Origin of the sequence: Cryobacterium sp. Hb1, from assembly GCF_004403585.1 — a bacterium.
GTDB lineage: Bacteria > Actinomycetota > Actinomycetes > Actinomycetales > Microbacteriaceae > Cryobacterium > Cryobacterium lyxosi.
The window spans coordinates 77,361-95,222 of sequence record NZ_SOHI01000028.1 but is presented as its reverse complement, the minus strand read 5'-3'; the positions used below and the strand labels follow the sequence as shown (position 1 = coordinate 95,222).

The window sequence follows — 17,862 nt, the reverse complement described above, 5'->3', positions numbered from 1 at the left end:
CCGGGTTTTGTCGCGCGCGGCCACGGCACTCACTGAGAAGGTCAGCCGTAGACGGGCTCGGAGCCGTGGCCCTCAGCGATGATGCGGTCGAGCACCTCGGGGGCGGTCGTGTTCTCGCCGAACCGATTGGGTTTGCCGGTGCCGTGGTAGTCACTCGAACCGGTGACATACAGCCCGAATTTGGTGGCGAGTTCGTACAGGCGCGCTGTAGGTTCCGGGTTGTTCTCGCGATGTTCGAGTTCGAGGCCGAACAGCCCCGCTCCCACCATCGTCTTCAGCCGGGATTCCGAGACCACGTCGGCGATACCCCGCGTGGCTGGATGGGCGATAACCGGCACTCCCCCGGCGGCACGCACGAGTTCGATCGCGTGTAACGGATCTGGCGCGTAGTGCGGTTGAAAGTAGCCGGCCTTCCAATGCAAAATGTCGGCGAAAGCCGCACTGCGGTTGAGCGCGTGACCGCGCGCGACGAGCGCGTCGGCGATGTGCGGCCGGCCGACAGTAGCACCGGGCGTGGTCTGGGCGAGTACATCGTCCCAGCTGAGGTCGTAGTCCATACCGATGCGGGCCACCATCTGCTCCGCTCGGCTCAGACGAGCGGCCCGCACCCGCGTCACTTCGGCCAGTAGCGCAGAATCGGCCGGATCGAAAAGATATGCCAAAAGATGAACACTGGCGTACTGCACCCGCGTACTGAATTCCATTCCGGGAATAAGCGTGATTCGCACGGCGCGCGCGGCAGTGGATGCCGCAGCCCAGCCCGCGGTAGAGTCGTGGTCGGTCAGGGCAACCGTTCCGAGCCCCGCACCGGCCGCCGCACGAACCAGTTCGGCCGGCGTTTCGGTGCCGTCTGACACGCTCGAGTGCGCGTGCAGATCAATCGGACCCTGAAATTGTCGCACGACTGCCATAACCCCATGCTAGTTGGACGCCCCCGCCTCTTCCCCGCTGCACAGGGCTGGGGATTCCCCAGAATTCTGATCTAGGGTTCAGAATAATGTTCACGCGACTCCTCCGGGCACTGATTCTCCTTGCCGCCGCCGTTTTTCTGCTGGTCCTGACCTGGCCGCAGGCATTCGGCCTGCACACCACCTGGGTCGTTGCGCATCTCGTCTCGTTTCGTGCCATCGCCGTCATCGGCGCGATCGTTGGCCTCATTGTGCTTGGATTGCTCCGATTCATGCGGCCACTGCGCCCAATCCTCAGCATGGCCATGGTGCTGCTGGTGCTATTCGCCGTGGCCAATGCCGGCATTCTCGCATCTCGCGGTTTCACCGCCACTACCGCCCGGGAAAACACGGGTCCAGCCGACGCCAAAACGGATGCCGCCACCGTCACGGTGCTCAGCTGGAACACGCTCGGCGATGCTTCCGGCGCTGCGGTCATCGCAGAACTGGCGCTCGCCCAGAACGCCGACGTCCTGACCCTGCCCGAGACAACGGAGGCGACCGGGATTCAGATCGCCGAAATGATGCGCGACGCCGGCCGCCCCATGTGGGTGCACACGCTCTCGTTCGATCTGATCTCCAAGGCTCGGTCAACGACGCTGCTGATCAGCCCCGACCTCGGTGACTACGCCGTGACCAACGCTGCGGGTTCCGGCCCGCCCGGCAACACCAACGTACTGCCCACCGTCGTGGCCGAACCGGTCGACGGGAGCGGGCCGACTATTGTTGCCGTGCACGCCGTCGCCCCGATTCAGTACGAGATGTCGAATTGGCGCAGCGACCTCGACTGGCTCGCCACCCAGTGCCAGGGCGACAACGTGATCCTGGCGGGCGATTTCAACTCAACGCTCGACCACATGGCCGGCCGGGCCAACGATGGCGTGACTGCTGTTCTCGGCAACTGCGCGGATTCCGCACTTTCGGCCGGTGCGGCAGCCGTCGGCACCTGGCCCACAAGCATTCCGGCGCTCCTCGGCAGCCCGATCGATCATGTTATGGCGACTGTGAACTGGCAGGTGACCCGGCTGCAGGTGATCGAGTCGCTCGACGACGCCGGCAGCGATCACCGCCCGATCGTCGCCACTCTCACACCGGCCAGATAGTTTCTGCCGGGTCCGGCATCCGCTTGGCGCAGCATCCGCACCATTATGATCGGCCACCGCCCAGAGTCCGGTGCCAGACTGGTGAGATGGCTGATACCACTGCTCCTCCTGTCATTCCCGCTGCGCGCTCGAACGAGAACCGTTCGACGACTCCCGGATCCACCGGTTTCAAATCGTTCATCGCGAGCGGCTGGGCCGATCATACGGATGCGCTGCCGGGTGCCCGCGAGCAGGCACCCTTCGCCGCCGCGCGCCGCGCACGCCTCTCGGCTCAGTACCCGGGGCAGCGCCTGATCATTCCGGCTGGCCGGTTGAAACCGCGCTCCAACGACACCGACTACGCGTTCCGCGCGCATTCAGCCTTCGCCTACCTGACCGGTTGGGGCAGTGACAGCGAACCCGGCGCCGTACTCGTGCTCGAACCGACAGCGGCCAGCGGCCACGACGCAACCCTGTACTTTCGAGAACGAGCCGGCCGCGACTCCGACGAGTTCTACGCCAATCCCGACATCGGTGAATTCTGGATCGGTCCGCGCCCATCGGTCGCCCAGGTCGCGAGCGACCTCGCCCTCCACGTGCGCGGCATCGCCGAGTTCACTGGCGTGCTGAGCGCCGTCGACAGCGAAACGCTCGTACTCCGTGAGGCAGACCCGACCTTCACCGAGCAGGTCGATGAAGCCCGCCTGCGTTTCGCCGCCGAGCGCGTACTCGGCAGCAACGCCACTGACTCACCGTTCAGCATCGAAATAAACGCCGCGCACGAGCCTGACGCCGGTCTCACCCGCGACCTCTCCGAGCTGCGCCTAGTGAAGGACGCCTTTGAAATCGCGCAGATGCGCCTCGCCGTCGCTGCAACAGCCCGCGGCTTCGACGATGTCATCGCCGATCTGCCCCGGTCGAGCCAGCACGCCCGCGGCGAGCGGCTGGTGGAGGGCGTCTTCAATACCCGCGCCCGCACCGACGGCAATACGGTCGGCTATGACACCATCGCAGCCTCCGGACCGCACGCGTGCATCCTGCACTGGACCCGCAACGATGGCGTCGTCGCCCCCGGCGATCTCATCCTGATCGACGCCGGCGTTGAACTCGACAGCTACTACACCGCCGACATCACCCGCACCCTGCCGGTCAACGGCGTGTACACCGACGTACAGCGCCTGGTGTACGAGACCGTACGTGAGGCAGCGGATGCCGCCTTCGCCGTCGTTCGCCCCGGCGCTGTGTTTCGTGACATACACGGCGCAGCGATGGCCGTGATCGCCCGGCGCACCGCCGAGTGGGGCATGCTGCCGGTCACCGCCGACGAAGCCCTGCAGCCGGAGAACGGCCACCACCGCCGTTACATGGTGCACGGCACCAGCCACCACCTCGGCATCGACGTGCACGACTGCGCGCAGGCGCGCCGCGACATGTACCTGGATGGCGTGCTCGAACCGGGCATGGTCTTCACCATCGAACCCGGACTGTACTTTCAGGCAGACGACCTCACCGTTCCGGCGGAGTTCAGAGGTATCGGCGTGCGGATCGAGGACGATATCCTGGTGACTCCCACCGGTGCCGAGAACCTCTCAGCTGCCATCCCCCGCACCGCGACAGAGGTCGAAGCCTGGATCGCCGCCGCACAGCGCTAACTTCATCGCGAAAGCGACAAGAGCACCCGTTCAGCGCAGCTGGCCCGGTGCTCTTTCGCTTTATCGCGAATTTTTACTCGTGCTCCACGGGGGCTGCCGGGTCAACAGGGTCTTCCGAGCGTGCAGCAGCTGCCGGTTCAGTCGAACTGCCACCAAGTAAGTTTCGCGCCCGGTTGACCAATTCGACGTCGACAATAATCTGATAGCTGGTCGCAATGACCTGCATGGTCGAGGTGAAGTCGCGTCGACGCCGGTTGATGGCATAGCTCGCGATGCCCAGCAGCATGCCAAAACCGGCACCCATGATGAGTGCGGCGAAAACGAACGGCAGGCTCGACCCGGTGGGCGAGAACAGAAAGAACAGAATGCCGAAGAAGATTCCGAGCCAGGCACCGGATGCCGCCCCCGCGAGTGCGACCCGGCCGTAGGTGAGTTTGCCGGTCACCCGCTCGACACTCTTGAGGTCGTTGCCCACGATCGAAAGCTGTTTCACCGGAAAGTCGGCCTTTGCGAGCGTATCGACCGCGGCTTGCGCATCGGCATAGGTGCCGTAGGTGGATAGCACCTCCCCGCGGGGCAACACGGGAGGAAGCACCGGGCGGCGTCGGGAGAAAAGGCTCTGGTTACTCATCACGCCATTCTTCCACGCCGTGCTGATCGTGAAATGTGCCTGATCAGCGATGTTCGATGTCGGATCGCACTCTGACATTTTCGCTGGGCCACTGAGAGTGGCCGTATTACCGCGCGGGTGGCCTAGATTTGTCATGTGAGTGCCACCAGAGTTTTTGTTGCCCGACTGGCCGGGTGCACCGTTTTCGACCCCGCGGGCGACCGCGTGGGCAAGGTGCGCGATGTTCTCGTGGTGTATCGAAAAAACGACCCGCCCAGCGTCGTCGGCCTGATCGTGGAGATCCCCGGCAAACGGCGCGTGTTCGTGTCGATCAATCGGGTCACCAGCATCGGCAGCGGCCAGATCATCACGACCGGCCTGATCAACGTGCGCCGCTACGAGCAGCGTGGCGGCGAAGTGCGCGTTATCGCCGAATTGCTCGGGCGCAAAGTGCTCTTTACCGACGGTTCCGGCGAAGCGACCATTGAAGACGTCGCGATCAAAGAAGGCACGGAGGCCGACTGGGCCATCAGCCAACTGTTCGTGCGCCGCCCCAAGACCAGCGCCTCGCCTTTCGTCAAGGGCGTCACGTCATTCGCGACCTGGGCCGAAGTGCGCGAAAAAGAGACCAAGGGCCAGGCGCAATCCGCCGAGCACCTCATCGCGACCTACTCCGATCTCAAGCCCGCCGACCTCGCCAATACCCTGCTGGACCTGCCGCGGGAGCGCATGTTCGAGGTGGCGGGCGAACTGCCAGACGATCGCCTCGCCGATGTACTCGAGGAGATGCCCGAAACCGACCAGGTCGGTATTCTGACCAGCCTCGGCGATGCGCGCGCCGCCGATGTGCTCGACCAGATGCAGCCAGACGACGCGGCCGACCTCATCGCCCAACTGCCAGAAGAGCGCGGCGAGCAACTGCTCGACCTGATGGAACCCGAAGAAGCCGAAGATGTACGTTTTCTGCTCTCCTACGCCCCCGACACCGCCGGTGGGCTCATGACGACCGAGCCGATCATCGTCTCGGCGGACGCCACCGTCGCCGAGGGGCTCGCCCGCATCCGTCGTCACGACCTGGCCCCAGCACTCGGCGCGGCGATCTGCGTGACCCTGCCCCCCTACGAAGCTCCTACCGGTCGTTTTCTGGGCATGGTGCATTTTCAGCGGATGCTGCGCTACCCGCCCCACGAACGTCTCGGCACGCTGCTCGACGCCGGCCTCGACCCGGTGACCGCCGACACTTCGGCCGCTGAAGTCAGCCGAATTCTGGCGAGCTATGACCTGGTTTCGGTGCCGGTGGTCGATGAGAATTACCGACTGGTCGGGGTGGTGACGATTGATGACGTGCTCGACTATCTACTGCCCGACGACTGGCGCAGCCACGACGGCAACGACGATGTGGGCCGCCGGGCCGCTGCCCGCAGCGAATTGAGAACCGGCAGCATTCCGCTGCCCGGAGCGCAGAGGACACCTCGTGGCCCGCAATAACCGCGCTGACCTGCGCCTGGATGCGCCCAAGGGCCTGCGCACCGGCAACCTCGTAGGTCTTGGCCGCACTGGTCACAGCCGGGACAGCTTCGGCCGCTTCACCGAGGCCATCGCCCGCGGCATGGGGACCCCCTGGTTTTTGCTCGGGCTCACCCTGTTCGCCGTCGCCTGGATCTCCTGGAACACCCTCGCCCCGGAGGCGTGGCGGTTCGACTCGGTTGCGCTCGGGTTCATCGCGCTGACCCTCGTCTTGTCGATGCAGGCATCGTATGCCGCTCCGATGATCCTGCTCGCCCAGAACCGGCAGGACGATCGCGACCGGGTGCAGTTCGAACAAGACCGGCAGCGCGCAGAACGCACCCTCGCCGATACCGAATACCTGGCTCGGGAGGTCGTGGCCCTGCGCATCGCGATCAAGGACATGGCCTCGAAGGATTTCATTCGCGCGGAACTGCGCACGTTGCTCGAGCACCTGGATGAGCGCAGTCGCGCGGACGAGCGCAATCCCGTAGATGAACCTCCTGCCCCAAACAGCACCACGGAAAGCCGCCCTACCGCATGAATTCTGCCCCCGACACCATCCGCTCCCGTGTTCTCACCGCCCTGGCCGGGGTGACCGACCCGGAGATTCGCAAGCCCATCACCGATCTCGACATGGTATCGGGGGTGACGGTGAGCGACACCGGGCGGGTGAGCGTCGGCATCCGCTTGACCATTGCCGGTTGTCCGGCCGCTGCACGCATCGAGAGCGACGTTCTCGCGGCCGCCGAGTCGGTGTCAGGGAAGGGCCGGGCGAGCGTCGAGGTCGCCGTCATGACTCGCGAACAACGCACCGCGCTCACCGAGAAACTGCGCGGCGGCCAGGCGGAGCGCAGCGTGCAGTTCGGCCCGGAGTCACTCACCCGGGTCTACGCGATCACGAGTGGCAAGGGCGGCGTCGGCAAATCCACCGTCACTGCCAACCTGGCCGTGGCCCTGGCCGGAGAAGGACTGCGGGTGGGTATCGTCGACGCCGATGTACACGGCTTCAGCATTCCCGGCCTGCTCGGCCTCGTGCACGACGGTCTCGCGGTCAAACCGACCCAGGTGGGCGACATGATCCTGCCGCCGATCGCGCACAACGTGAAGGTCATCTCGATCGGCATGTTCATCGACGATGCGTCGGCGGCGGTCGCCTGGCGCGGCCCGATGCTGCACCGCACGATCAAACAGTTTCTCACCGACGTGTATTTCGGCGACCTCGATGTTCTGCTGCTCGACCTGCCGCCCGGTACCGGAGACGTTGCCATCACGGTGGGCCAGCTTTTGCCACACGCCGAGGTCATCGTCGTGACCACACCTCAGGCCGCCGCGGCCGATGTGGCCGAGCGCAGCGGAATCGTGGCCCGGCAGACCGGACAAAGCGTCTACGGCGTGATCGAGAACATGTCGGCGATGGTGCAGCCCGACGGTAGCCTGCTCGAACTGTTCGGTTCGGGCGGGGGCGCCGAAGTGGCCAGGCGACTCTCCGCCGGCCAGACGGCACCGGTGCCGGTGCTGGCGCAGGTTCCGCTGAGCCTGGCGCTTCGCACCGGCGGGGATGCCGGACTGCCGGTCGTACTCGGCGCACCGGATGACCCCTCAGCCCGCGCTATTCTCGCGCTCGCCCACACTATGAAGACGCGTACTCGAAGCCTGGCTGGGCTCAGCCTGAGGCTCACGCCCCGCTGACGCCTACTCCTCGGGCTTGACCAGCGTCGCCGCGTGGTCGGGAACCTGGTGGTTACTCTCACGCGGCGGCCGCTCATAGTCGGAAGCCGGCGGGCGCGGCGGAATGTGCACCTTGGGTGGGTCGGTCTTCTCGTAGGGCACGAGCGAGAGCAGATGGCTGATCGCGTTCAGCCGGCTAGCTCGCTTGTCTTCACTCTCCACCACCCACCAGGGCGCTTCGGCAATGTCGGTGTGCACGAACATCTCATCTTTCGCCTTGGAGTAATCCACCCACTTGGTAATCGACAGCACATCGGTCTCGGACAGCTTCCACCGACGCATGGGATCTTTCAGACGCGAACGAAAACGTCGTTCCTGCTCCAGGTCAGACACCGAAAACCAATACTTGACCAGCAAAATTCCATCTTCGACCAGCATCCGTTCGAACAGGGGGGCCTGATGCAGAAACCGACGGTATTCATCACTGGTGCAATAGCCCATGACCCGCTCAACACCGGCCCGGTTGTACCACGAGCGGTCCATCAGCACGATCTCACCGGTCGACGGCAGGTGCTCGATGTAGCGCTGAAAATACCACTGGCCGCGCTGGCGTTCGGTGGGCATCGGCAGGGCCACAACGCGCGCAACACGCGGATTGAGATACTGGGTGATGCGCTTGATCGCCGACCCTTTGCCAGCGGCGTCGCGGCCCTCGAAGATCACTACGACCCGGGCGCCGGATGACTTCACCCATTGCTGCATCGTGACCAATTCGGCCTGCAGGCGGGCGAGCTCGGCCTCATAGACGGTCTTTGTTACGCGTTTGGGTTTCTTGACAGCAGACATCAACCTCTCTTTCCGCTCTGCACTACTCGCAAACGCATGCTATCTACGTGGATTCGGAATCGAACGGGGCCGGCCCGAGCGCGGTTTGGGCAGCATCTCTGGCACGCTTACGTTTCAGGTAGGCGCCTTCAGGGTTGGGCTCGGCGCGAGAAATCGTTGCAGACTGTCCTTTGAACGGGTCTTCGTCGGCGAGGGCTTCCCGGATGATCCGGCGCGGGTCATACTGGCGCGGGTCCAGTTTTTTCCAGTCCAGATCGTCGAACTCCGGGCCCATTTCATCGCGCATACGATCTTTGGCACCGTTGGCCATGTCGCGGAGCTGCCGCACGAGACGACCCAGCTGGGCGGCATAGTGCGGTAATTTATCGGGGCCAAGCAAGAAAACAGCGATGATCCCGATCAGCAGAATCTTCTCGAACGTCAGCCCAAACATGTCCTTAGAGTAGCGCCCGGCGAGGCATCCACAGACCACACGCGCCACGGCCCTAGTCTTGACCTAATCATCTACTGGAGTTATTTGTGTCTGACATTGAACTGAACTGGAAATTCTCCGACGACTGTGTCGTGGAATCCGAAGCCATCATCCGAGCGCGCCAGCAATCCCTCGAGCTGGGAATCGACGCGATAACGCCTGCGGTCGGGGCGCAATCGGCCGTTCTGGCCGCTGCGACCGGGGCGCGCAGTATCCTCGAGGTCGGTACGGGGGCCGGAGTTTCGGGAATCTGGCTGCTGACTGGGGCTCCTGGCGCCACTCTCACGTCGATCGACACCGAGGTCGACCATCTGCAGCACGCCAAGGCGAATTTCGCCGAGGCGAAGGTTCCCGCCAACCGGGTGCGCCTGATCACGGGCAAGGCCAGCGAAGTTTTGCCGCGCATGAACGAGAATTCTTACGACATTGTGTTCATTGACGCCGACCCGCAATCGGTCATCGAATACGTCGAACACGGACTGCGTCTGGCTCGTCCGGGTGGCACCGTGCTCGTCGCGCACGCTCTCTGGCGCGGCCGGGTGGCCGACCCAGCCCAGCGCGACGATGTCGCGACCGGCTTTCGCACATTGCTGACCGAGATTGCCGCGTCGAGCGCTGTCATCAGTGCGCTCTCCCCCGTCGGCGACGGCCTGCTGCAGATCACCAAGCTGCGCGCCTGACGCGCCCGAAAACACCAGAACGGCCGCGCAGTTACTGCGCGGCCGTTCTGGTGTGTCACCTACAGGAACACGAGGCTACTTCGCCGCTGCGACAACCCCGGCGAGTGCATCGTGAAGTTCCTTGGCCTCGGCGTCGTTGACTGATACGACGAGCCGCCCCCCACCTTCGAGCGGCACACGCACGATGATCAGGCGTCCCTCTTTTACAGCCTCCATTGGCCCGTCTCCGGTCCGTGGCTTCATGGCCGCCATGAACTCCCCTTCCATTCGTCTGTGTACCACCATTATCGACTATCTCAGCCTGAGACGTAAATTCGGGTCGGACGCAGTATCAGATTCGAGGGTTGCACCCGCCCGTCAGGGCGGTGTCCAATCGTACCCGTCGACGCCCCAGCAGATCAGCAGCCACCCCCACTGGCCGGCCACGAACAGTACAACCACGGCCACGCGGTAGGCCCGGCTGCGCGGCAACGCGGCCGCCCCGAGTAGGGGAAGCATCGGCATGAGCAGCCGAAACGTGCTCGACTGCGGAAAGAACACCGCGAGCAGGTAGAGGCCGTAACTGGCCAGCCAGAGCCTCAAATCCACACCAAGACGCCGGACGGCGGGAGTGAACAGCAGCACGGCGAAGGTCAGAATAAGGGCGGTCACCACGACAGTGCCCCACGGGTTGCCGAGCCACCAGATCCCGCCCTGGAACCACGCAGTGAACGGGACCAGCTCCACATAGCCGATGTACGGCGCTCGCCAGGCCAGTTCGGTGTCGGTGTAGGCCATCAGGTCGCCGGTGGCTGCCCAGGCCGTGATCGGCCAGGCCAATCCCATCAGCGCGCTGAACAGGGCCACGGATGCCGCCAACATCCACTCGTGACGGGGAAACGGGTCGCGGACACGGGTGACGAAGCGGTAGATGACATGCAGGCCGAGGGCGAGGGCGAAGGCGAGCCCGCTCGGCCGGGTCAGGGCCATGACCGCGATGACGGGGTAGAGCAACCAGTAGCGGCGCTCCAGCAGCAGGTAGAGGGCGAGGGTCAGAAAAAACAGGTACATCGACTCGGCGTAGGCAAACTGCAGAATCGGCGATAGCGGGGCGGCGCAGAACAGCACGACCGCGAACAGTGCCGTGTTCGGCGGCTGCACCCTTGCCATCAGGCGGTAGAACAGCAGGGCGGTACCCAGGCTGAACACCACCGACACGAACACGGCCACGGGCGCCCACGGAAAGTTAGTCAGCTCCATGAGCAGCCGGGCAACGACCGGATAGCCAGGCATGAATGCCCAGGCATTTTCGCCCACCTCGCCGGTGTCGGTGATCGGCAGCACGCTCGGGTAGCCGAGCATCGCGACGATGTTGTACCAGCGCCCGTCCCACATAGTCGCGAAGTCGGTGTATTTCGGGCTGGCACCGGTCCAGGCGTTGGGGCCCTGAACGCTCGCCAGCACGAGGATGAGGCTCGTTGTGACCAGTCGCGATAGCGCCCAAACCACGAACACTTTGCCCCACCACGGGGTCAGCCGGTAGCGGACGTACCAGACCGTTGGCAGCCGGCGGGCGCGCTGACTATGGGCGCGCTGACTGCGGGCGGCCGGGTTGCGGGGGCCGAGCATCCGTTCAGTCATTGTGCTGTCGCTGCGCTACCGAACGGATGCGCTCAGCCAGTCGCGCAGACCCTTCTCGCAGGCCGTGATCTCGGCCACGGCGACGCGTTCGTCGTCGGCATGAGCCTTGAGCGGGTCACCGGGCCCGTAGTTGACGGCCGGAACTCCGAGGGCCGAGAAGCGCGCGACATCGGTCCAGCCATATTTCGGGGTGGCCACGCCACCGACAGCGGCGAGGAATTCGCGGGCGAGCGGGGCGTCGAGACCGGGGCGGGCACCCTCGGCCCGGTCGACGACGGTGAGATCGTAGCCAGCGAAGAGCTCGCGCAGATGGGCGACGGCTTCGTCGCCGCTGCGGCTCGGCGCAAAGCGATAGTTGACATGCACCATGCACTCGTCGGGGATGATATTGCCGGCGACGCCGCCGGTGATGCCGACCGCGTTGAGGCCTTCGCGGTAGACGAGGCCCTCGACCTCGACCTCGCGGGCCTCGTACCCGGCCAGGATGTTGAGAATAGGAGCGGCTTTGTGAATGGCGTTCTCGCCGACCCAGCTGCGCGCTGAGTGCGAGCGCAGCCCGAAGGTGCGAATCTCCACGCGCAGGTTGCCGTTGCAGCCACCCTCGACCTGACTCCGGGTCGGCTCGCCAAGGATGGCGAAGTCACCGGCGAAGAGGTCGGGACGGTTGCGGGCGAGGCGTCCGAGGCCGTTGAGCTCATCGGAGACCTCTTCGTGGTCGTACCACATCCAGGTCACGTCCACTGCGGGGTCGGTCAGTTCGGCGGCGAGCTTGAGCTGCACGGCCACGCCGGCCTTCATGTCGACGGTGCCCCGACCCCAAAGATACTCGGTGCCGTCGATGGTCTCGTAACGGGTGGGCAGGTTATCGTTGAGCGGAACCGTATCGATGTGGCCGGCGATGACGACGCGCTGCGCGCGGCCGAGGTTGGTGCGGGCGACGACGGTGTCGCCGTCGCGAATGATCTCGAGGTGATCGAAACCGGCGAGGGCAGCCACGATCGCGTCAGCGAGGGCGGTCTCGTTGCCCGACACCGAGTCCATGTCGCAGATTTGCCGGGTCAGGGCAATCGAGGTCGCCGTTAGGTCGAGCACGGTGAGCTGTGCCGGCCGTGCGGCGGCGCTGGCGGGAGCGGCCGGGGCCGGAGTCAAAGAAGTCACCCTACTAATCTAGAGGTATGCCCTCTGTTGTCACCGAAAACGCCACATCCGCACCGACTCAGGCCTGGGGGTATGGTCTCGCCACCGTCGCCTCGGATGGCACCGTGCTCGACACCTGGTTTCCGTCCCCGACACTGGGAGCATTACCGACCGGCCGCGACCGCTGGATCGTTCCGGCCGAACTGTGCGAAGCCGCCGGTGACGACGCGCGCCGCGCGGTGCGTCTCGAGGCCATCACGGTGGAAATCACTCTCGATGCGCCGCCGGCAAGCACCTCGGATGCCTATCTCCGGCTGCACCTACTCTCGCACCTGCTCGTTCGGCCCAACACCATCAACCTCGACGGCATCTTCGCGCACCTGCCCACGGTGGTCTGGACCAATGCCGGCCCGATGCTGCCGGTCGACTTCGCCCGGCTTCGCCCTACCCTGCAACGCGCCGGCATCCAGGCCAGCGGCGTCGACAAATTTCCGCCGCTGCTCGACTACGTCGTGCCGGTCGGCGTGAGAATAGCGGATGCCTCCCGCGTGCGGCTCGGCGCCCACCTCGCCCCCGGCACGACCGTGATGCACGAGGGCTTCGTGAATTTCAATGCCGGAACCCTCGGCTCCTCCATGGTCGAGGGCCGTATCTCGCAGGGTGTCGTGGTCGGTGACGGCGCCGACATCGGTGGCGGGGCATCCATCATGGGAACCCTGTCCGGCGGTGGAACGCAGCGCATCTCGATCGGCGCCCGCGCCCTGCTCGGCGCTAACTCCGGCGTCGGTATCGCCATCGGAGACGACACCGTTGTGGAGGCCGGGCTCTACGTCACAGCCGGCACCAAGGTTGTCCTGGTCGGCGAAGCGGTAACAGCAAAGGGCACCCCGTCCACGGTGAAAGCGGTCGAGCTTTCCGGCATGCCGAACCTGTTGTTTCGCCGCAACTCCATCTCCGGCGCCGTCGAGGTGCTCGCTCGCAGTGGCAGCGGCATCACGCTGAACGCCGCGTTGCACGCCTAGACGGCGGCCGCCAAGCGGATGTCGGCGGGTTCCGCTAGCATCCGGGTAGCGGCATCCGCTCGGGTGGGGATCGCTCGATTCACGAGGGAGTGATGTGGGCACCGACGCACCGCGCAGCAGGGGGCACCGTCGCGTTCGGCGTGCGTTGATCGCGCTCGGTATCGTGGTCAGCCTGGTTGTGGTCACCGCGGGTCTCGGGGTCTGGACGGTCACGCGGTCGTTTCCGACGCTGGCTGGCACCATCGACGTTCCGGGGCTCACCGACACGGTCACGGTCACCCGCGATGACGCCGGAATTCCCCAGATCACCGCGAAGACCGCTGCCGACCTGTTTCTCGCCGAGGGCTACGTGCATGCGCAGGACCGGTTCTGGGAGATGGATTTTCGCCGGCACATCACGAGCGGGCGGCTGTCGGAACTGTTCGGAGAAAGCCAGGTCGGCACCGACACATTCGTGCGCACGCTCGGCTGGCGAGCCGTCGCCGAGCAGGAGGTTGCCCTTCTCGACCCGGTCAACCTCGGCTACTACCAGGCCTACGCCGATGGCGTGAATGCCTACCTGGGTACCCATGACGGAGCCGACCTGTCGCTCGAGTATGCCGTCTTGGGCCTCCAGAACCCCGGATACGAGGTGGAACCGTGGACCCCGGCCGACTCCGTCGCGTGGCTGAAAGCCATGGCCTGGGACCTGCGTTCCAACCTCGACGACGAGATCGACCGCGCCCTGCTGTCAACGACGCTCACCCCCACCGAGGTGAGCCGACTGCACCCGGACTTTCCGTCCGACCGGCACCCCACCATCACCGGCAGCCAGGCCGTCACCAAGCCGTCACCCGGGGCGCTGGCCGCTCGGCCGAACGTTGATTCAACGGATATCCCCGCCGCCGACCGCGGCGCCACCCCGGGCACCGAGCCCGACGCACCCGGTGCCGGTTCTGGTGCCGGTTCCAGTTCCGTCGGTTCGTACGCGCGGGCTCTCGCCGAGTTGCGCTCGCACCTCGGAACGGTGCCTGAATTACTCGGACCGGCCGGCGGGGAGATCGGTTCCAATTCCTGGGTCGTCGCCGGGGCCCTCACCGACACCGGCAACCCTCTGCTCGCCAACGATCCGCACCTCGGCCCGGCGCTGCCCTCGGTCTGGTACCAAGTGGGGTTACGCTGCCAGTCGATCACGGTCGACTGCCCGTTCGACGTTGCCGGGTACAGCTTTTCGGGAATGCCCGGCGTGATCATCGGGCACAACGAGCGCATCGCCTGGGGCTTCACGAACCTCGGCCCTGACGTCGCTGATCTCTATATCGAGAAGGTCACCGGCGACAGCTACGAGGTGGACGGCGTTCTCAGGCCCCTGCTGCTACGCGACGAAAAGATCTCCGTCGCCGGCGGTGACGACGTCAAGATCGAGATCCGCTCGACCGGACACGGTCCGCTGCTGAGCGGTTTCGAGGGCACGGCCTACCCCCAGATCGCCAGTGATTTTCCGGAGGCGGCAGGTCTGCCTCCAACTCCGACCGCCGAGGCGGGTGCTGACCAGACCGGCGCTGACCCAACCACGTATGAGCTGTCGTTACAGTGGACGGCGCTCACGCCGGGGCATACAGCATCCGCTATATTCGCCCTGAACCAAGCGGCCGACTGGACCAGTTTTCGCGCCGCGGCCGCCCTGTTCGAGGTGCCGGCGCAGAACCTGACCTATGCCGACGTCGACGGAAATATCGGCTATCAAGCGCCCGGGCTTATCCCCATTCGGGCCAGCGGCAACGGTACCCTGCCGGTGCCGGGCTATACCAGTCAGTATGGCTGGACCGGATACATCCCCTTTGACGCCCTGCCCAGCACGTTCAATCCGCCGAGCGGATACATCGTCACGGCCAATAACGCGGCCACCGACCAGAGCTACCCCTACCTACTCACCGCCGATTGGGACCTGGGCTATCGGGCAAACCAGATCACGGCCCGGCTGCAGCAACTCATTGCCGCGAAAACCCCGCTGACCGCAGAGCTGATGAGCGAGATTCAGGGTGACAACTACAGCGCCATCGCGGCGGCACTGGTGCCGGCCCTGCAGCAGGTGCGACTCACCGGTGACGCCACCGAAGCACAGAAGTTGCTCGACGGCTGGGACTACCAAATGGACGCCGACAGTGCCGCCGCCGCGTACTTCAACGTGATCTGGCGCACGCTTGTGCACGACATATTTACCGGCAAGATCGACGCCGGCGCTGCCCTCACCGGCGGTGATCGTGCCTTCTCCGTGGTCACAAGCCTGCTCGCTGAGCCGAACTCCCCGTGGTGGTCCAACGCCGCCTACGGAACCATCGGGCAAGACAGCATGCTGCGCCGAGTAATGACGAATGCCGCAGTGGAGGCTGCCGACCTCATGGGATCGAACCCGACGGACTGGCAGTGGGGCAACATCCACACCCTTGAGCTCACCAACCAGAGCTTCGGCAAGTCCGGGATTGCCCCGCTGGAATGGTTGTTCAACCGAGGCCCGTACAAGCTCGCCGGAGGGTCAGCCGTCGTCAACGCGGTCGGCTGGGATGCCACCTTGGGCTACCAAGTGGACTGGGTACCGTCGATGCGACAGGTCGTCAGCCTGGAGAACTTCGACGACTCCAGCTGGATCAACCTCACCGGGGCATCCGGACACGCTTTCCACCCCAACTACACCGACCAGGCGCCGCTCTGGCGCGACCACGAAACCCGCCCCTGGCTGTTCACCCCCGCTGCCATCAACGGCAACGCGGCCAACACCCTAACTCTCGGGCCCGCGTCTTAGGTAGGAGCTCCTCTAGCCTCATTTGGGGCGGGACACCAGCCTGTGCATAAGTTAAATGGGATCGCAGTAATCCGGTCTATGGTAACCGCATGCGAAATCCACCACGTCGCCGCCGCGTGCACAGAGTTGTGCTCGCTGCTATTGTGTTGCCGTTCGCCCTAGGCACGCTCAGCGGATGCATGAGCGCTCCGGTTGCTGTTCCCAGCGACACGGCCGCGCGCATCGCCGAGGCGACGAGCGCGCCAACCGAGACTCCCCCGGTCTTCGCCTCGAACGTCGAAGCTCTGGCTGCCGCGAAGGCAGCGTATGGAAACTATCTTTCGCTGGGCGATTCTGTCCCTTCCATGCGCTCCGAATCCTGGGATGGGTACCTAGACCTGACGACTGGGGTTGAACGAGAGGGGCTCATACGCGGAAGAGAGCTGATGGAAGAAAATGGTTGGGCGTTTACCGGGGTCACCCGGTTTGATTCGATGACCATCCAATCGTCTCGAGCCCTGCCAGATTCCACTTGGGAGATTCGAGCCTATCTCTGCCTAGATCTCAGCTCCACCGACACGGTCAACAAGGCGGGTGAGTCTGTCGTCAAATCAGATCGTCAAGTGCGATCACCGATGGTGGTCGTTCTTGTTGCCCCCGATAAGAATTCCCGACAACTGCTGATTTCGGAGTCTCCAATATGGTCCGGTTCAAACTTCTGCTCGTAATCGGCGTGGTTGCCGCGATGACGTTTAGCGTCGTCCCCTCATCACCTTCTCGCGCCGACATTTCAGCCTGCACGGCTGAAAATCGAAAAATGGGACTCTGCCCGGATGGTCCGGAAACGGGCGGGAAAGCTAAGGGCGGCAGTGTTGACGTGACAGCAGATACCACCACGGGCTCCAGCGGCACCGGAACCGGAAGTCACCCACGGCGAGGACGCAGCGCATCGGACACGCCAGCGGCACCGACGGTCTGCGCAAACGGCGACCCGGCGAAGCCGGGCATCAAGACCATCCCCTGCGGCAATGGCTCCTTCCTACCCCTCGCCCGCCCCAACACACCCACAACTCCCTGCACCGCATGCTCCCCCTCCACCATCGTGAGCGTCTCCGACCTGCAAAACTTCCCCGCCTACGCCGCCCCCACAAACATGGAACCAAACGGCTGGACCATCGTCGGACTGCCCACAAATTTCTGGGCCGACGCATCCGCACAAATTCAAGAAGGACTACTCCTCGGCCAACCCGCCCACGTCATGTTCACCCCAATCGGCTACCACTGGAACTACGGAGACAACAACACCACCTCAACCCCAACAAGCGGCTCAAACTGGACAACCCTCAACCTCACCGAATTCTCCAACACCACCACCAGCCACAAGTACACCGCGAAAGGCACCGACACCGTCGCCCTCACCATCGACTACCGCGCCGACTACAGCTTCGGCGACCAAGGCTGGCGCCCCGTCGAAGGCATCGTCACCGTGCCGTCAGCCCCCTTCACCGTTATCGCCGCCAACGAATCCACCGTGCTCGTCGCCCAAGACTGCAACACCAACCCCCGCGGACCCGGCTGCTGACCGGTCGGCGACGGCCCAGCCAAACCTCCCCGCGCGCCCATAAATCAATTCGGGCACGACAATCGGCCGGGACGCTGCCAATTCGGAGGTCATATGTGGTGACATCGGACTCTCGGGACCGCCACATGCCTGTGGCCATTCCATATGCGTCGATCGAGCTGGTCAACGCTGTGGCTGGTCAAGACCCTGGCTGGTGCCAAGCTCGCACCTCGCACCGAGCCCCGAGCCCCGAGCCCCGAGCTCAATTTTCGTTGGTCACGCTGCTCGAGACCGC

17 protein-coding genes are annotated in these 17,862 nt (G+C 64.7%); 10 read left to right on the top strand and 7 right to left on the bottom strand.

Annotated elements, in window-relative coordinates; all coding sequences use genetic code 11:
• Positions 1 to 41 precede the first annotated feature (41 nt).
• Complete coding sequence (locus tag E3T38_RS11565) at positions 42 to 911, bottom strand: PHP domain-containing protein (protein WP_134548337.1); 870 nt, start codon at positions 909 to 911, stop codon at positions 42 to 44.
• Positions 912 to 997: 86 nt separating this feature from the next.
• On the opposite strand from E3T38_RS11565, the gene E3T38_RS11560 reads away from it, so the two are divergent.
• A complete protein-coding gene (locus tag E3T38_RS11560; RefSeq protein WP_134548336.1) occupies positions 998 to 2,050 on the top strand; it encodes an endonuclease/exonuclease/phosphatase family protein in 1,053 nt (350 codons plus the stop codon).
• Positions 2,051 to 2,136: 86 nt separating this feature from the next.
• Positions 2,137 to 3,681, top strand: a complete 1,545-nt coding sequence (locus E3T38_RS11555) for an aminopeptidase P family protein (RefSeq protein WP_134548335.1) — start codon at positions 2,137 to 2,139, stop codon at positions 3,679 to 3,681.
• Positions 3,682 to 3,754: 73 nt separating this feature from the next.
• Here the strand turns inward: E3T38_RS11555 and E3T38_RS11550 are convergent, their stop codons facing one another.
• Complete coding sequence (locus E3T38_RS11550) at positions 3,755 to 4,312, bottom strand: general stress protein (RefSeq protein WP_241984432.1); 558 nt, start codon at positions 4,310 to 4,312, stop codon at positions 3,755 to 3,757.
• A gap of 135 nt (positions 4,313 to 4,447) precedes the next feature.
• On the opposite strand from E3T38_RS11550, the gene E3T38_RS11545 reads away from it, so the two are divergent.
• From E3T38_RS11545 to E3T38_RS11535, 3 genes are read left to right on the top strand one after another with little or no spacing between them, the layout of a single operon-like run.
• The gene (locus tag E3T38_RS11545) at positions 4,448 to 5,779 is read left to right on the top strand and encodes a magnesium transporter MgtE N-terminal domain-containing protein (protein ID WP_134548334.1); all 1,332 of its coding nucleotides are present in this window, start codon (positions 4,448 to 4,450) and stop codon (positions 5,777 to 5,779) included.
• A complete protein-coding gene (locus E3T38_RS11540) occupies positions 5,766 to 6,341 on the top strand; it encodes a DUF1003 domain-containing protein (RefSeq protein ID WP_104197538.1) in 576 nt (191 codons plus the stop codon). Before E3T38_RS11545 ends, E3T38_RS11540 begins: the two co-directional genes overlap by 14 nt.
• Positions 6,338 to 7,489, top strand: a complete 1,152-nt coding sequence (locus tag E3T38_RS11535) for an Mrp/NBP35 family ATP-binding protein (protein ID WP_134548333.1) — start codon at positions 6,338 to 6,340, stop codon at positions 7,487 to 7,489. Before E3T38_RS11540 ends, E3T38_RS11535 begins: the two co-directional genes overlap by 4 nt.
• A gap of 3 nt (positions 7,490 to 7,492) precedes the next feature.
• Here E3T38_RS11535 and ppk2 read toward each other — a convergent pair whose 3' ends face one another.
• Both ppk2 and E3T38_RS11525 read right to left on the bottom strand, forming a co-directional pair.
• Positions 7,493 to 8,314, bottom strand: coding sequence for a polyphosphate kinase 2 (gene ppk2 / locus E3T38_RS11530; RefSeq protein WP_104197536.1), 822 nt, complete (start codon positions 8,312 to 8,314; stop codon positions 7,493 to 7,495).
• Positions 8,315 to 8,357: 43 nt separating this feature from the next.
• Positions 8,358 to 8,747: a twin-arginine translocase TatA/TatE family subunit gene (locus tag E3T38_RS11525; protein ID WP_134548538.1), complete on the bottom strand. Its 390-nt coding sequence runs from the start codon at positions 8,745 to 8,747 to the stop codon at positions 8,358 to 8,360.
• Between the two features lie 86 nt (positions 8,748 to 8,833).
• Here E3T38_RS11525 and E3T38_RS11520 point away from each other — a divergent pair, with 86 nt between their 5' ends.
• On the top strand, positions 8,834 to 9,466 hold the full coding sequence (locus tag E3T38_RS11520; protein ID WP_104192976.1) for an O-methyltransferase: 633 nt from the start codon (positions 8,834 to 8,836) through the stop codon (positions 9,464 to 9,466).
• A 75-nt stretch (positions 9,467 to 9,541) separates the two neighbouring features.
• On the opposite strand, the gene E3T38_RS11515 is transcribed toward E3T38_RS11520, so the two are convergent.
• The 3 genes from E3T38_RS11515 to dapE all read right to left on the bottom strand — a co-directional run bounded on the left by E3T38_RS11515 (position 9,542) and on the right by dapE (position 12,235).
• Positions 9,542 to 9,718, bottom strand: coding sequence for a DUF3117 domain-containing protein (locus E3T38_RS11515; RefSeq protein ID WP_092108645.1), 177 nt, complete (start codon positions 9,716 to 9,718; stop codon positions 9,542 to 9,544).
• A 105-nt stretch (positions 9,719 to 9,823) separates the two neighbouring features.
• Positions 9,824 to 11,086, bottom strand: a complete 1,263-nt coding sequence (locus E3T38_RS11510; RefSeq protein WP_241984431.1) for a hypothetical protein — start codon at positions 11,084 to 11,086, stop codon at positions 9,824 to 9,826.
• Between the two features lie 15 nt (positions 11,087 to 11,101).
• A complete protein-coding gene (gene dapE, locus E3T38_RS11505) occupies positions 11,102 to 12,235 on the bottom strand; it encodes a succinyl-diaminopimelate desuccinylase (protein ID WP_174775240.1) in 1,134 nt (377 codons plus the stop codon).
• Positions 12,236 to 12,261: 26 nt separating this feature from the next.
• Here dapE and dapD point away from each other — a divergent pair, with 26 nt between their 5' ends.
• From dapD to E3T38_RS11485, 4 genes are all read left to right on the top strand, one after another.
• The gene (gene dapD / locus E3T38_RS11500; RefSeq protein ID WP_134548332.1) at positions 12,262 to 13,245 is read left to right on the top strand and encodes a 2,3,4,5-tetrahydropyridine-2,6-dicarboxylate N-succinyltransferase; all 984 of its coding nucleotides are present in this window, start codon (positions 12,262 to 12,264) and stop codon (positions 13,243 to 13,245) included.
• Between the two features lie 94 nt (positions 13,246 to 13,339).
• Positions 13,340 to 16,027, top strand: coding sequence for a penicillin acylase family protein (locus E3T38_RS11495; RefSeq protein ID WP_134548331.1), 2,688 nt, complete (start codon positions 13,340 to 13,342; stop codon positions 16,025 to 16,027).
• Positions 16,028 to 16,116: 89 nt separating this feature from the next.
• The gene (locus E3T38_RS11490) at positions 16,117 to 16,734 is read left to right on the top strand and encodes a hypothetical protein (protein ID WP_134548330.1); all 618 of its coding nucleotides are present in this window, start codon (positions 16,117 to 16,119) and stop codon (positions 16,732 to 16,734) included.
• Positions 16,735 to 16,883: 149 nt separating this feature from the next.
• Positions 16,884 to 17,588, top strand: coding sequence for a hypothetical protein (locus E3T38_RS11485; RefSeq protein WP_134548329.1), 705 nt, complete (start codon positions 16,884 to 16,886; stop codon positions 17,586 to 17,588).
• Positions 17,589 to 17,862 lie beyond the last annotated feature (274 nt).